The sequence below is a fragment of the Myxococcus sp. CA051A genome, assembly GCF_013336705.1.
Classification (GTDB): Bacteria; Myxococcota; Myxococcia; order Myxococcales; family Myxococcaceae; genus Myxococcus; species Myxococcus llanfairpwllgwyngyllgogerychwyrndrobwllllantysiliogogogochensis.
The window spans coordinates 1-14,687 of sequence record NZ_JABUMS010000020.1; the positions used below are offsets into that span (position 1 = coordinate 1).

Genomic DNA, 14,687 nt, shown 5'->3' on the forward strand with positions numbered 1-14,687 from the left:
ATCGTCCACGGCGGGAACTCCTCGGCTCCCCTGCCAGGGGGAGACCGTCTCGGTTGGTTTCACCGAGGAGCTTCCCTCTTTCACGCTCATCCCTGCTCGCCGACTACACACTTATAGGGACACGACCGCCGTGACGCGCTCAGGACGCAGCGGCCGAGGTTGGGTCGGCACGGGTAGGAAAGAAGTGCATCGGAGTGTCGTGAAACGGTCTCGCTCGCGTATCCTTGCTTCATGGGCCTTTTCAATCGTCTCTTCGGTCGCGCGGGCAGGCCGGCACCCACCTCGCCCGAGGCTGTGCGCGAGCTGCTCTTCGATGCTGTGCAATCACAGAATGACGCCGCGCTCATCCGGCTCTGTGCCGAGCACGAAGCCCTGCTCCTCGAGCACTACCCTGCCTGGTTGACGGTTCCCGAGAGCGTCCGCAAGGAGCCGACACACCTCCAGCGCTATGGCCAGGGGCTCATCGGCATCGCTCAGTGCCTCGCGGAGACTCGGAACCGGCCCGAAATGTTCCAGCGGATGATGGGGACTCCCGCCGATAACCCCATCGTGCGCTGGCAGGAGACACGGGAGCGCGCCAACACGCTCATGCGCGGGCTGGACTTCGAAGGTGCGCTATCTCTGCTCACTCCCGAGGCGGAGCGAATCCAGGGCCTGTCGGGAGGAAGCGCCGAGACCATGAAGGCCATGACCTTCGGGCAGATGGCTGCGTGTCATTTCCAGGAGGGCCGGGCGGAGACCTCGCTTCCGCTCTTCCGGCAGGCGATTGACCTGTGCCGGAGGGCCGGTGACGACGAGGGCGTCGTCGCCTACCTGGAAAACAGCTTCGAGGCGCACCGCTACCTGGGACAGGGAGTGGATGCTGCAGGCGTGGCCATGGAACTCGCGGTGGCGCTGGAGCGGGTGGGCCAGGATTCGCGGGCCCGCCGCATCCGGAAGGTTGCCGAAATCGTCCGGGCCGGTGAGCCGCTCAATCGGGTGGTGGCAGAACTCGACAGCGTCACCCTCGAACTGGACGAGCTGCCCGCGCTCATTGAGGGGAAGCTGCAATTCATCTTCTGCCGCAATCGACTCGACCTCGCGCGCACCACGGCCCTGGTCGAGCGAGGCCGTGAGCTGGGCGGGCAGGGCCGCTACGAGGAGGCGCTTGCGCTCTTCGAGGAGGCACGGCGTATCGACGCCTACTCGCCTGAGCCCCGCTACGAAGGGGCCGTCACGCTCCTCCTCCTCCATCGCGCGAGCGAGGCCGTGTCCTGGTACGACGAGGTGGAGGCGCTTGCGCCGGGCTGGTACCGGTGTCGCGCCGAGCGCTGGCTGGCCGCTGGAATTGCCGCCGGAAGAATTCCGTACCTGGCCTTCACCGTGATGCGTACGCTCGAGCTTCCGAACCTGGGCGCGGAGGACCGGTTGCGACTCACGCGCCAGGCCATCGGCGAGGCACCGGGAGTGCCCGAGCTTCAACTGCAACTGAGCCGGCAGCTCACGGCGCTCGACCGGAAGGACGAGGCACGGGCGGCGCTCGAGGTGGGGTTGGCGCAGGCGGAGGAGTCAGACATCCGCTCGCGTCTGCTGATCGAGTCCGCGGCCGATGCCGCGCCTTCGGCGGACCGGGACAGGATGCTCCACGAGGCCATGGCGCCTGGGGGAAACCTGGTCGCCGCGGCAATGGCGCGGGTCCTACTCCACTCGGGAACCGGCCAGCACCTGGTTCACTGAGCCGCAGTCGAGTGCCACGAGCCCGCCTCGCGCATTGCCGACCCAGGAAAAACGATGACGGCGCGCGACTCGCTCGCTCGCCTTGACGCGCTGCTTGACGGGGTCTTGACGCACTCATGCTGCATCGACCGAGTTTTGGGTAGGCACAGGAGTGTCCACACGCAGGCAGAGAGGTGTTGAGGCGTCTGAGCCCGGCGTATTCCCGGCCTCTATCAAACGGAAGGGAGGACCCAGCGGCTCGTCATGCGCATCGCTCACGTCATGACTCGCGTTTTGACGCAGCCTTGACGCACTCATGACGCAGCGACTGAATTTTGGGTAGGCACAGGTGTCGGCTGGCGCTCAGCTGCGGCGCGTACGGTAGACTCTCTCTCAGCGTCAGCCCGCCTGGGGGCTGAGTTCTGCCCCTGCTGGTATCCACTCAACTGTCCACCTCATGGTGGTGGGCGCACTGGCGTGTCGCTCACTCGCCTTGACGTGCTGCCTGACGCAGCCTTGACGCTCCCATGACGCAGCGACTGAATCTTGGGTAGGCACACGAGTACTCCGGAGGAAGTCAGGAGTGCTAGATTGTTCGGGCCTTCTTGGGATGGTGTGAGAAAAGTTCGGCAACTTGGCGCCAAATGGCGACTGAATTGGTGGTGTTATGAATGGAGCTGTCGAGGACCAATTTCTTGAACTAGGGGCCGTCACGGCCTTTCAGCTTGTAAGTGGAGCTGTGAAGAGCATCGGAAGCTTGCTTGTTGATCAAAATACTGTTCAGCGGGGAATGCGGGAGTATGCCCGGCAGTTCGTTGAGCGGTACGGGGAGATGAAGGTCCTGAGTATGCCCGAGCCAATTCCTCTTCGGGAGATATATGTATCCGCTCAGGTCGTGTCGCCCAGCGTGATTCATAGTTTCCGATCAATAGAGGAGCTTCAGCGGCAATTCCAAACCGGCGGAAGGAAACGTCTTGCTCAGGGGGGGTGGGAAATCCAAGGCGAGGCTGTCTGGAACTCGCCAATGAAGAGCAGTTTCTGAACGTGCTAGGTGCCCCTGGGGCAGGCAAATCTACGTTCCTTCGTCGACTAGGTCTCGAAGCCTTGCTTCCGCGAAAAACTTGGGGTGACGAGACGCGGAGGATGCTTGGGCTGAAGGCAGGATTGGCAAGTTCCGACTATAGTGAGTATGCGCACGAGCAGTTGCCAGTGCTGATCGAACTGAGGCGATTTCGGAGCGAGGAGATTGATCTTGTTCGTCAGATTCGAAATGAGTTCGATATATGTGGTTTGCCGGGAACGGAGGCATTAGTTGAGGCCCTCCTTAGGAAGGGCAGTTTGCTTGTTCTCTTGGATGGAGTGGACGAGATACCAGGAGATAGGTTGGACGCGGCGATAGCGCATATTAAGGACTTCGTCGATCGATATGCCCGGAATCGGTTTGTATTGTCGTGTCGTACTGCGTTTTATAAGAATTACCTGCACCGATTTTCCGATGTCCTTCTTGCGGAATTTGACGATGATCAGATATCTGCTTTTGTGCGAGGCTGGTTTCGCTCCGCGAAAGACCGTAAGCAAGATACGGCTGGTGAAATGCTGAGGAATCTTAATACGACTTGGTCACATCCGTGAGGGCTGCTCAGGCGGCGCTCTGGGGTTGATGGCCCTGTTGCAGAGCGGGCAGGTGCCAATCTGCTGGAGCAGCAGAGGCTGAATCACGCGCCTCACCATTGGCAGCGTCCAGTGCACTCGGCTCCGGGGGGAAAAGCGCCCGACGGAGCGCGAGGAAGCCGTGGGCCACGGCACAGAGAGTGGTGTGGTGATGGAAGCCACGCCACGTGCGCCCTTCGAAGTGGTCAAGGCCGACTTCTCCCTTCAGTTCCTGATAGTCACGCTCGACGCGCCAGCGCAGCTTGGTGAGGCGCACCAACTGCTTGAGAGGGGTGGCGGCCGGCAACGTGGAGAGATGGAATTTGGTGGGGCTCTTCTCATGGCTGAGCCATTCGCTAATCAGCCACTGCTCATCGCCCGGGGCCAGCCCCACCGAGTGTCCATGGGCAATGCGGATGCGCAGGGCTGCGAAGCGGGAGCGCTGCATTCCCTTGGCGCCTTCGCGCCAGTTGACATGCTTCCAGGAGGCTTTGGGCAGCCCTGCGGCAAGTTTCTCGACAGCCACCGGCTTCGCTTCTCCATAACGGTAGCGTGAGCGCACAGGCCCGCTCATTCCCGCGGGCTTCGGGGGAATGGGTGGAGGCTCGAATCCGGGAGGCCAGACCACCGAGTCTCCTCGAATGCCGACGATGTACGGCAGTCCCCGTCGCGTGAGTTCCTCGCGGAACTTGACGTCGTTTCCATATCCGCAGTCCGCGAGGAACAACCGCGGCTTCACTCCCCAGTCCAACGCACGCCCAATCAGCTCCAGGGCGATGTCGTGCTTCGTCTTGAATGCCACGTCCTCTGGCACACCCGCCTTCCGCATGCGCGGGGTGTCGGAAGTCCATTCCGCCGGCAGGTACAGCTGCATTCCGAGACAGCCGCTGCCCTTCTCACCCGCCAGATGCAAGCTGACTGCGACCTGGCAGTTGTCGGTGCGGCCCAACGTGCCTGAGTACTGCCGGGCCACGCCCACGGAGTGCTTGCCCTTTTTCGGAAAGCCCGTGTCATCCAGTACAAGGGCTTCAATTCCAGGCAGGTCCGCCTCCAGCTTCAGTGCCAGTCGGCGTCTGACCTCCTCGTCCGCCCAGGCGCTGCCACTGACGCATTGTTGGAGGCGCTGGCGCATGGCCTCCTTATCGCCAGCCTCCTCCACCAGCCGACCTGCCATCGGGTCGATGCTCTTGCGCTCGCCCTCAAGCAGAAGGCCCTTCACATACCAGTCCATCGCCCGTCGCCGTTCTACCCGGCCCAGGCCCGAGAACATCGACTCAAGGAAGCTCGCCAGCTCTCCCTCCAGTCGCTTCAACTGCTTCGGCGTCATGCAGGGGGAACACTTCGCCCACCCTCACGCATTCTTGAAGTGACCAGGTCGCATTAATCAGCCTGCAAATAGGTCGGCACATGAATTGGCTAGCACTCCCTTGTTGTTGACGTTTCTTTGTCTTGCATTTGATGACTCGGCCCGGCTCCCGCCGAATCGCAGCGAGTTGTTCAGGCAGGCCTTAGAGATATTGCTATATAGATGGGCTGCTCAGAAGCGCGTTCATGATGCGCCGGTTTATCGAGATCTTCATTTTCGGCTCGAAATTGCGATGCTTGCGGAGATCGCAGCTCCGGCATTTCGCGAGGGACGGTATTTCTTTAGCCGCCAGGAGTTGGCTGAGGTGGTCGCGAAATTCCTTCAAGAGGAAATGAAAGCTCCGCGAATGTTGAGCGGAGATCAGGTCTTGGACGCGATCGAAGTGCAGCAGGGGTTGATTGTTCAACGCGCCCACGACAGATTTTCGTTCTCTCATCTTACGTTGCAGGAGTATCTTACTGCGGTGTGGTTTGAGCAGAATGGCAAGATTGATGTGCTTGTCGGGCAAGGCTTGAAGGACGAGCGTTGGCGTGAAGTATTTGTGCTGTTGGCTGGTTTGGTGGGTAAGGCTGATTCTTTGTTGAATCAAATGGCGAAAGGAGCCGAGCGAATTGTTGCCGAACCTGCATTGGGTCGGATAATTCGTTGGGCGAGCGGACGGGCTGTAGGAGTGGATGATGAGATGCGGACTGCGGCTCGCCGTGCATACGCGATTGTTGTGCTTCGCGACTATGCTGCACTTTCGGCCGTTGTGGATGCTCTCGAGAGGGAGACTGTTGTGGATCGGGCCCGCAGCTTGATGCGTATCGTGGATCGCGAACGCCTGTACGATCGCTTGCGTGCGCGTTCGCTTGTTTTTGGCCTGGATGGGGGGCTTCAGGAACTCCTCGATACTGATTCATTTGTTGGTTGTATTGTGGCGGGCGAGAAGGGTTTTGGTGATGTCGTGGATAGTTTGAGGCTGCCTGGTTATGTCGACAGGATGCTGGCCTTTTTTAATGCTCAGGGGCAAGGCGGCGTGTTGTGTGGGAAATGGGGATGGGCGGCTTCAGAGCTTCGTATGCTCAAAGCTAAGGCCTTGGCGATTGCTAGTCCTTCAGATGCCTTGATGGTTTGGGGTTCTTTTCGGGATGTTTATGCTGATGTGCTTGAGATTCCTGGGGAGCTGCGAGAATGGTCTGGGGAACAGTCCGGGCTTGATGAGTATTTTTATGTTTGCAGGTTGATTCTGGAGTGTCGGGATTCTGCCGCAAGCCTAAGTCGGGCGTCGTGGGATGAGATTTGTGGCAGGCTGCTCATTGCTCCTCAGCGCCTAGTGACGACTACTTCTTCGGATAGGCGACCCCGGAAATGACGTGTAGAGTTGAAGCGCCTCTATGCGTTGACGACTCGTTACGAGAATTCCACCGTGCGATAGATACCGCTCTCGGGGATGGTGCGGCGGTTGGATGGGGCGTCGGTGCGCGGCAGAAGATGGAAGAGTTCCAGGTGCGGGTGGACAAGCGCGTCTGGCTGCCCTTCCTCCGGGCCCGCCGGTACATGTAGTCCCGCCAGTCGCTGCTGGAGTACTCGCTTACGCAGCTCTTCCATGAGGCGGAGCGGTACCGGCCCTGAGAAGCTGCACGGGTGCACTTGCGCAGAAGTGAACGATCCATGGTCTGTTGCCGTCGGGACGCTATCTGCGGCTTCGCAATCGGTACGTTTCATCCCGACGCATCCAGTGAGTTGGAGACGCCATATCTGGGGTAGAGCCGGACGAAGTAGCTGTGAAGCTGATCGCGGACCGGTTGCTGCGCGTGCCAGACGTCCTTCCTCCGGAGGGCTACGAGTACCACGTCATCGAGGCGCAGACTGCTGCCGGGGAGCGTGCCGGTATGTTCTGGATGCCTGGGACCGAGGATGGTGTCCCTGTCTTTCAGAGTCGAGAGTTGGCGACCGAGGCGCTGCAGTTCATCCCCTTCCGCCGCCAAGCATCCCCGCGATGAGCGCGGTCCGGGAGCGAACACCGAAGCGCCGGTAGATAGCCTTCGTGTACTGATTCACGGTGAACCGGCTGATACCCAGTTCGGCCGCGATCTCTTTGTCACCCAGTCCCCGGAGGAGCAACTCCAGTGTCTGTCGTTCGCGCGGTGCGAGCCTGACGTCCCGGATCGCTGCCGCCCTGGGTGCCAGCCCCAGCAGGGGCCCACACTCGGCATGGAACAGGTGCAGCAGCTCTCGGTCCGCGGCGTCGAAGGGGCGTCCCCCCCGCCCACGATGAAGGCAAATGCCTTGCACCACCCCCGGTAGCTCGGACCACCGACACGAGAGCACCAAGTCATCGAGGTCCGTCGGACGCAGATATTGCTCGACATAGGGTGCGCAATACCAAACATTATCGTCGACGAGCTCCTGTCGCATCGCCGTGATGATGCCCCCTGGCACGGCGGGGTGATCCATCAGCCAACGGATGGCCGGATTGCTTGCGCTCCCTAATTCCTGCATCCCTTCGAGCGCCGACCGCGCACTGCCGCCCCAGCCCTCCAGGGCGATGGGAGTGAAACCACCGCGCCCATCCGGCCTGAAGTCATGCTCCAGGACACAGGTCCCCGTGTCCGCGCCAAGAATGCGACACATGCCGGAGAGTAGATGCCGGGAGCGCGCATCCTGCTGGCGGGGCAGTTCATGCGCTTCGTTGACCAGACGAACCAAGGCTCGAACCTGCGGGCTTCGAAGGACTCCGTCGCTCATCGGACCGCCTCCCTAATTTCAGCGAGTTGTGATCCATAAGTACCCTGACGATTATTTTCACGCGATGTCCCACTCCCAAGGAGAGAAGCGCATGAAACGTCAGCTCAAGCAGGTTGCCCTCATGATGATTGTCATCCTTCCATTCGCGGTGATGGCCCGCTCCACTCCAGCGAGCAGCGGCAAGGCCGTCTTCTGGAGCGACAGTTCGTGTTTCCTTATGAACGGGAGCACCATGTCCAACGGCTGTTCGACCCGGAGGAGCTTCGAGATTCCCCTGACGTCCGACAGCGCCAACCGCAAGACGGTGTTCGTCACCGCCATTGGCGCCACACCCTCGAAAAACGTAGGCTGCATGGCGGTTGGGGTGAATCGTGAGGCAACCGTCTTCTGGGGCGGCGCCCGCAGGTGGCTCCCCGCCTTCGGCTCGGCGCAGGTCATCACGCTGACCGACGCCTATGTGCCTGGCTATGGATACCTGTTCGTCAACTGTCACCTCGACCCGGGTGGCCAAGTCAACGTTGTTGACCACAATGCCTAGCAGAAACCGGATGCTTTATTAACTCTCGGGGCGGGGTGTTCGCGTACTCGTGGGCACCCTGGTTCATGTGGTATGGTAAGAAATTGGGTGCGGGTCTGCGCAGTCCTGTTTGCGGGGCTGCTTTCCTACGGCGTGTACTGGCTCACTGGCGCGGGCGACGTGAAGACAATGGAGGTCGGTGCGCGCGACACCACAGAGCTGCAGCAATTGAAGACGCAGGTTCGAGAGCTTGAGGCTTCAGTCGCCCGCTCCGAGCGGCTGGCGCATGAGGTTCAGGTTGCGGCTCGGGCTGTGGGGCCGCGCGTGGACACGCCCACAGCACTGGACGGGAATTCCGTGGCCATGAGTCCGCCCGACGCAGGATTCTCCTCGGAGGGCACGGCAGCGGTCCTGCCGGAGCCGACACAGGACGAGGTTGTCGCACGGATGGAAGCGCGCTTCTTCAGTGAAGAAGTGGACCCTGCATGGAGCCGCGACGCCACGCAGCGCGCGGAGAGGCTCGGCGCACTACTGCCTCGGGGCGCACGCGTCGTGTCCCTCGAGTGCCGCAGCTCTATGTGCCGACTCCAGATGTCCCATCCGACCCAGGACGCCTTCCAGAGATTCGTTCGTGACGGCCTGATTGATGACGCGACCACGTGGGCTGGGCCGTTCATGGCAGTGCTCACGGGCACTCCGGGGCGGCTAGGAGAAATCGAGGCGGTGGCCTACCTCGCACGGGATGGAGTGAATCTGTCGCCCTGAAGGGACTGTGGACGCCCTCTCCGCCGCCCACAATGATGGCCGCAATTCGCCGCCCAATGAGGCGGGCTGGCAGCGCCGCCTGGCGCTGGGTTTCGAGTTCGAGTCCACGAAGCGTGCTCGCGCATTCCGTCCTGGTGGCAGCAGTCCCATGCCGGCCGGCGTAGCCGAAGGTGATGGGTACAGCCCACGCGGCCGGTGCTAGTTCACGCGCCACCCCGCGCGGGCGGCACCGCAGTCCCGACTCGGCAGAGCCGTGGAGCCGCCGTGGGTCGGTCACGGAAGAGTTCTCCGTGGGCCCCTGGACGGCTCAGCACAGGGGGCGGCAAATCGCGGGCGTGCCTCCGGGCTGTCTTTCTCGGTCCGGAATCATCCCATTTGAGGGCACGCGCCCCGCTTGGAGGGGCGCAGGGCGGGGACAGGGCTGTGCCAGTCGAGAAGCGCCGCCGAGACAGTCTGATGGCTGTCTTGGAGAATCTGCGCCGCGCGACGAAGTCGTGAGTACCCGGTAAATGCTAGCCGCGCTGCGCTCTCTTGCTTAACAGATGGCCCGATTGTCATTCTGAAAAGGGGAAATGACGCAACCCTGGAAGGTGCGACATCGAAAGCCCTGGATTGTCAGAATCGGCTGCCCGTGGTGGTTAACAAAACTGTTAACCACTCTCGGCCTCTCTCTCCCCCAAACGGGTGAAAGAGCGGTCCAGAGAGCCCAATCGGCGGCGGAGGAGACGGGGCATCTCGCTCTGCGGGGTGGAGAGCCGAGAGCGCCCTCTTCAGCACCGCGAGCCAAAATCCCTTGGGATTCAGCGGCTTAAGCACGAAGGCCCCGCGATGTCATCGCGAGGCCCTTGTTAAACAAAAAAGGCCCTACCAGCTGGTAGGGCCTTTCAAGTAGCTCCCCGACGAGGACTCGAACCTCGGACCTAGTGATTAACAGTCACCCGCTCTACCGGCTGAGCTATCGGGGAATATGTCCTCGCTGTGGTAACGGCGCCGCAGCGATGACGCGCTTTCTAGAGAACGGAGCCCCCTCTGTCAACTGTCCCGTTTGATCCGCTCTCCCGGCTCCAGGGGCCACCCTGGTCCGCCCTCGATGGGCTCGCCTCCGTTTCATCCGAGGCCATCTCCCTCGTGCTCGCCGGCTCCCCCGCTGAGCGCGTCGTGGATCGCACCCTCCGTGCTCATCGCTCCCTCTCCCGCGACCAGCGCCAGGCCCTCAAGGAAGCCATCTTCAACGTCGGCCTCTGGCGCCGCCGCCTCGCCTTCCTCCTCGACCAGGACGACGCTCCACCCCCGCTCCTCCTCTTCGCCTTCCTCCATGGCCTCGCCCACGTCCCCGCTCCCGAGGCCGCCTCGCTCGCCGGGGTAGGGGAGGGCGTCCCCACCCTGAACCCCTCGCCGCCCCCCTCGCTCGCCCTCCGCTACTCCCTCCCGGACTGGCTCGCCGACCACTTTTCCCGCGAGCTCGGCCCCGACGCCGATGCCTTCTGCGCCCACCTCAACGTCCCCGGCCCCATCACCCTCCGGGTCAATCCGCTCCGCTCCTCCCGCGAGGAACTCGCCGAGCGCCTCCGCTCCGAGGGCGTCTCCACCCACCCGGGCCCTTGGAGCCCGCTCGCCCTCCACATCGACGGGCCCCGGCCCAACCTCTACGCGCTGCCCTCCCTCCAGGAAGGCCGCTTCGAGGTCCAGGACGAGGGCAGCCAGCTCCTCGGCCTCCTCCTGGAGGCCCTCCCCGGTGAAACCGTGGTCGACCTGTGCGCGGGCGCTGGGGGCAAGACGCTCCAACTCGGCGCTGCGATGCGCGACTCCGGCCGCCTCTTCGCCCATGACCCCGACCCGGAGCGGCTCGACCGACTCCTCCAGCGCTCCTCCCGCGCCGGCCTCACCCGCGTCCAGGTCCTCCGCACCCCTCCCACCACGGGCCTCGGCGCCGACCGCGTCCTCGTGGACGCTCCCTGCTCGGAGCTGGGCTCCCTCCGCCGCGGCCCCGACCAGCGCTTCCGCATCACCCCCGACGCCCTTGCCCACTTCCCACCGCTCCAGCTCGACATCCTCCAGCGCGGCGCGGACCTGGTGCGCCCGGGCGGACGGCTCGTCTACGCCACCTGCACCGTGAACCGCGCCGAGAACGAGGACGTCGTCTCCGCCTTCCTCGCGGCACGGCCCGACTACCGCCTCCTCCGTCCCGGCGTGGGGTGGCTCTCCGACGCCTGCCTTCGCGACGGCTTCCTCTTCGTCGCCCCCCACAGTCACGGCACCGACGCGTTCTTCGCGGCCGTCCTGGAGCGCTCGGCCGGGTAGGGGAGGGGGCTTCGAGCGACCGCAGTGTCCGTGTTCCGACGTCCGGGAGTACTCAACGCTCCCGGCTCGAATCCGGATGCCCGCCGTCCCCCCGGTGCTATGAAGCGCCCGTGCGTTGGCTCAAGCCCCTCCCGCTCCGCCCCCGCGACACCGTCCACGTCGTCGCTCCCTCCGGGCCCTTCGACCGCCCCCTCTTCGACGTCGGCCTCGCCGTCATCGCCGAGCGCTACTCCCCGGTCCTCCGCCCCGACCTCGGCTCCGCCTGGCGCTACCTCGCCGGTGACGACTCGCGCCGCGCCGAAGAGCTCTCCCACGCCCTCCTCGACTCCTCCGCTCGCGCCATCTTCTGCGCCCGCGGTGGCTACGGCAGCGCCCGGCTCCTCCCGCGCCTTCCCCTCGCCGATGCCGCGCCGAGCCTCTTCACCGGCTTCTCCGACCTCACCTCCGTCCACGCCGCCCTCCAGGTCCTCGGCCGCGTCTCCATCCACGGGCCCGTCCTCACCCAGCTCGGCAAGCAGCCTCCCGAGGTCCGCGACTACTTCTTCCGCCTCCTCGAGTCCCCCGAGGCTCCGCCCCCCCTGACAGGCACCGCCACCTACGTCCCCGGCACCGCCGAGGGCCACCTCGTCGGCGGCAACCTCTCCGTCTTCGCTACCCTCCTGGGCACCCCGTACCTGCCGCCGCTCGACGGCGCCGTGCTCCTCCTCGAGGACGTCACCGAGCGCCCCTACCGCCTCGACCGCATGTGGACCCAGCTTCGCCTCGCCGGTGTCTTCTCCCGCGTGCGCGGCATCGTCCTCGGCGACTTCACCGCCTGCGAGGAGCGGGGCACCGACTACACCAGCGGCGACGTCCTCCGAGACCTCGCGCGTGAATCGGGCGTCCCCTGCGCGGCGGGCTTCCCCATCGGCCACGGTGCCCTCAACTACCCCGTGGCCCTCGGCACGCAGGTCCGCCTGGACGCGGACTCGGCCCGGCTCACATTCCTCGAAGGAGCCGTGCGCGCATGAGCGCCCCTCCTGAGCAACACCCCATCGCCGTCCTCCAGACGCTGCTCGACGAGGCCGTGGGCATCGGCGTCTTCCCCGCCGCCCAGGCCGTCGTCCTCCACCGGGGCGTCCAGGTCTTCGGCGGCGTCGCGGGAAAAGTCTCCGGCGACACGCGCTTCGACCTCGCCTCGCTCACGAAGGTCATCAGCACCACCGCCCTGTTCCTCCGCATGTGGACCGAAGGCAAGGTGGGGCCCGAGACCCTCGTGTCCCGCTACTTCCCCGGCTCGCCCGTGGGCGACGCGGGCGCCACCGTCGCGGACCTGCTCTACCACCGCTCCGGCCTGCCTCCCTTCGTCCCGTTCTTCGCCCAGGCACTCACCGCCCACCCCGAGCTGCTCGACGCCACCTGTCCCTCCGCCACGCGCTCCCGCGTCCGCGACGAGGTCCTCCAGGCCGCCGCCTCCACGCCGCTCGCCGCCGCGCCTCGCACGCGCACCGCGTACAGCGACGTGGGCTTCATCCTCCTCGGCGAGATTCTCTCCCGCGCCGCCAGCGCCCCGCTCGACACGCTCTTCTCCCGCCACGTCGCCGAGCCGCTCGGCCTCTCCGCCCGCTTCCACCGCCTCACCGACTTCCCCGCCGGCGCCGTGCCCGCGCCCACCGGAGCCACGCGCCCCCGCGAGCCCGCGCCCGGTCAGGAGACGCTGTGGAAGGACGTGCCCACCCAGCCCACGCGCCCGGGTGAAGTGGACGACGACAACGCCTGGGTGATGGACGGCGTCGCCGGACACGCGGGCCTCTTCGGCACCGCCGTGGACGTGGCCCGCTTCGGTCAGGCCGTGCTCGATGGCTGCGCGGGGACGAGCCCCGTGATTGCGCCAGCCCCGCTCTGGCACCGCTCGCTCGCCACGGATGCGCTCGTGCAAGGCAGCACGCGCTCGATGGGCTTCGACTCACCGTCCCAGGTTGGCTCCAGTGCGGGCCGCTTCGTGGGCGACTCACCTCCGGGCGCCGTCGGGCACCTGGGCTTCACCGGAACGAGTCTCTGGGTGGACCTGCGTCGCTCGCTGGTGGTGGCGCTCGTCACCAACCGCGTGGCGCTCGGCCGCCAGGAGCTGCGCATCCGCGACTTCCGACCCGTCTTCCATGACTTCGTCGTGGAGGCGCTCGGCCTCACCGCCATCTCGCAGGGAACGCATGGCTGACGACAACGGTAACGTCCTCGACACCCTCGAGCCCGGCAGCGTCCGCCGCGTCCACCTGGTGGGCGTGGCGGGCACCGGCATGGGCTCCTTCGCTGGAATGCTCAAGGCCGCCGGCTACGAAGTCACCGGCAGCGACGAGAATGTCTACCCACCCATGAGCGACATGCTCAAGGCGTGGGGCATCCCCGCCGCCTCGCCCTACCGTCCGGAGAACCTGGACGACGCGAAGCCGGACCTCGTCATCATCGGCAACGTCATCCGCCGCGTGAATCCCGAGGCCACCGCCGTCCGCGAGCGCGGCCTCAAGCAGATGAGCTTCCCCGCCGCCCTGGGCTCGCTCTTCCTCGCTCGCTCGCACTCGGTCGTCGTCGCCGGCACCCACGGCAAGACGACAACGTCCTCCATGATGGCCCACGTCCTCGTCGAGGCGGGCAAGGACCCGTCCTTCCTCGTGGGCGGCGTCACCCAGAACTACTCGGGCAACTACCGCGTCGGCAAAGGGCCGCACTTCGTCGTCGAGGGCGACGAGTACGACACCGCCTACTGGGACAAGGGCTCCAAGTTTCTCCACTACCGTCCGCGCACCGCCATCCTCACCAGCGTGGAGTTCGACCACGCGGACATCTTCCGCGACTTGCCCCACTACGAGGCGACGTTCGAGAAGTTCGTCCGGCTCATCCCCGCGGACGGGCAGCTCGTCGTCTGCGCCGCGTACCCGAACGCCGTGAAGCTCGCGCGCGATGGCTGCCAGGGCCGCGTCGTCACCTACGTCGCGAAGGAGGGCGCGGACGCGGACTACGTCCCTCGCGGGGTCTCCTTCGGTGCCAACGGCGCGCGCTTCCAGGTGGTGGAGCGCGGCCAGGTGCTCGGCACGGTGGAGCTGCCCATGGGCGGCCTGCACAACGTGGAGAACGCGCTGAGCGTCATCGCCGCCGCGCGCGGGTTGGGCCTGTCCTTCGACGAAATCGCCAAGGGCCTGTCCACGTTCCGGGGCGTGAAGCGGCGGCAGGAGCCTCGCGGCGAGCCGAATGGAATCCTCGTGGTGGACGACTTCGCGCACCACCCGACGGCCGTGCGGGAGACCATCGACGCCATCCACCACCGATACCCCGAGCGTCGGTTGTGGGCCATCTTCGAGCCCCGCTCCAACACCAGCCGCCGCAACATCCACCAGGAGGACTACGCCCACGCCTTCACCGGCGCGGCCCGCGCCAGCCTCAAGGTGCCGGAGCGGCACGACAAGGTGCCCGTCGGCGAGGAGCTCGACGTGCGCAAGCTGGTGGCCGACCTCCAGGCGCAGGGCATCACCGCCGAGGGCTCCACCGACGTGCAGGCCATGGTGGACCTGGTGGCGCGCGAGTCCCGCCCCGGTGACGTGCTGCTCGTGATGAGCAACGGCGCCTTCGGTGGGTTCATCGAGAAGCTGCTCGTGGCCTTGAAGGCCCGCTCGGGGGAGACTGCCTGAC

At 65.0% G+C, this 14,687-nt stretch carries 11 protein-coding genes, 1 tRNA gene and 1 pseudogene; 10 read left to right on the top strand and 3 right to left on the bottom strand.

The genetic code is table 11. The annotated features are described in order from the left end of the window. Positions 1-231: 231 nt before the first annotated feature. Positions 232-1,716 (top strand): hypothetical protein, encoded by a 1,485-nt coding sequence (locus HUA74_RS37895; RefSeq protein WP_174458501.1) that lies wholly within the window; start codon positions 232-234, stop codon positions 1,714-1,716. 1,122 nt (positions 1,717-2,838) lie between these two features. Next, the gene (locus tag HUA74_RS37900; RefSeq protein WP_174458502.1) at positions 2,839-3,327 is read left to right on the top strand and encodes an NACHT domain-containing NTPase; all 489 of its coding nucleotides are present in this window, start codon (positions 2,839-2,841) and stop codon (positions 3,325-3,327) included. 7 nt (positions 3,328-3,334) lie between these two features. Here the strand turns inward: HUA74_RS37900 and HUA74_RS37905 are convergent, their stop codons facing one another. Then, positions 3,335-4,672 carry an IS701 family transposase gene (locus tag HUA74_RS37905; RefSeq protein WP_174458503.1) on the bottom strand — a complete coding sequence of 446 codons (1,338 nt, stop codon included), beginning with the start codon at positions 4,670-4,672 and terminating at the stop codon, positions 3,335-3,337. Between the two features lie 100 nt (positions 4,673-4,772). On the opposite strand from HUA74_RS37905, the gene HUA74_RS37910 reads away from it, so the two are divergent. Then, complete coding sequence (locus tag HUA74_RS37910) at positions 4,773-6,065, top strand: NACHT domain-containing NTPase (protein ID WP_174458504.1); 1,293 nt, start codon at positions 4,773-4,775, stop codon at positions 6,063-6,065. Between the two features lie 78 nt (positions 6,066-6,143). After that, positions 6,144-6,325, top strand: a pseudogene (locus HUA74_RS46960) (hypothetical protein); the annotation flags it as partial. 336 nt (positions 6,326-6,661) lie between these two features. Here the strand turns inward: HUA74_RS46960 and HUA74_RS37915 are convergent. After that, positions 6,662-7,441, bottom strand: a complete 780-nt coding sequence (locus HUA74_RS37915) for a helix-turn-helix transcriptional regulator (RefSeq protein ID WP_174458505.1) — start codon at positions 7,439-7,441, stop codon at positions 6,662-6,664. A gap of 91 nt (positions 7,442-7,532) precedes the next feature. On the opposite strand from HUA74_RS37915, the gene HUA74_RS37920 reads away from it, so the two are divergent. Both HUA74_RS37920 and HUA74_RS37925 read left to right on the top strand, forming a co-directional pair. Beyond that, positions 7,533-7,979, top strand: a complete 447-nt coding sequence (locus HUA74_RS37920) for a hypothetical protein (RefSeq protein WP_174458506.1) — start codon at positions 7,533-7,535, stop codon at positions 7,977-7,979. Positions 7,980-8,066: 87 nt separating this feature from the next. Then, positions 8,067-8,723: a hypothetical protein gene (locus HUA74_RS37925; RefSeq protein WP_174458507.1), complete on the top strand. Its 657-nt coding sequence runs from the start codon at positions 8,067-8,069 to the stop codon at positions 8,721-8,723. A gap of 892 nt (positions 8,724-9,615) precedes the next feature. Here HUA74_RS37925 and HUA74_RS37930 read toward each other — a convergent pair. Further along, positions 9,616-9,688 (bottom strand) — tRNA-Asn (locus tag HUA74_RS37930). Positions 9,689-9,881: 193 nt separating this feature from the next. Between HUA74_RS37930 and HUA74_RS37935 the strand changes: the two genes are divergently transcribed. The 4 genes from HUA74_RS37935 (at position 9,882) to mpl (ending at position 14,686) form a co-directional block, all read left to right on the top strand. Then, positions 9,882-11,024, top strand: a complete 1,143-nt coding sequence (locus HUA74_RS37935) for an RsmB/NOP family class I SAM-dependent RNA methyltransferase (protein WP_371817373.1) — start codon at positions 9,882-9,884, stop codon at positions 11,022-11,024. Positions 11,025-11,134: 110 nt separating this feature from the next. After that, positions 11,135-12,034 carry an LD-carboxypeptidase gene (locus HUA74_RS37940; RefSeq protein WP_174458508.1) on the top strand — a complete coding sequence of 300 codons (900 nt, stop codon included), beginning with the start codon at positions 11,135-11,137 and terminating at the stop codon, positions 12,032-12,034. Continuing rightward, positions 12,031-13,221 (top strand): serine hydrolase, encoded by a 1,191-nt coding sequence (locus HUA74_RS37945; protein WP_174458509.1) that lies wholly within the window; start codon positions 12,031-12,033, stop codon positions 13,219-13,221. Before HUA74_RS37940 ends, HUA74_RS37945 begins: the two co-directional genes overlap by 4 nt. Further along, the gene (gene mpl / locus HUA74_RS37950) at positions 13,214-14,686 is read left to right on the top strand and encodes a UDP-N-acetylmuramate:L-alanyl-gamma-D-glutamyl-meso-diaminopimelate ligase (protein WP_174458510.1); all 1,473 of its coding nucleotides are present in this window, start codon (positions 13,214-13,216) and stop codon (positions 14,684-14,686) included. The genes HUA74_RS37945 and mpl overlap by 8 nt, the downstream gene beginning before the upstream one ends. Position 14,687: the final 1 nt, after the last annotated feature.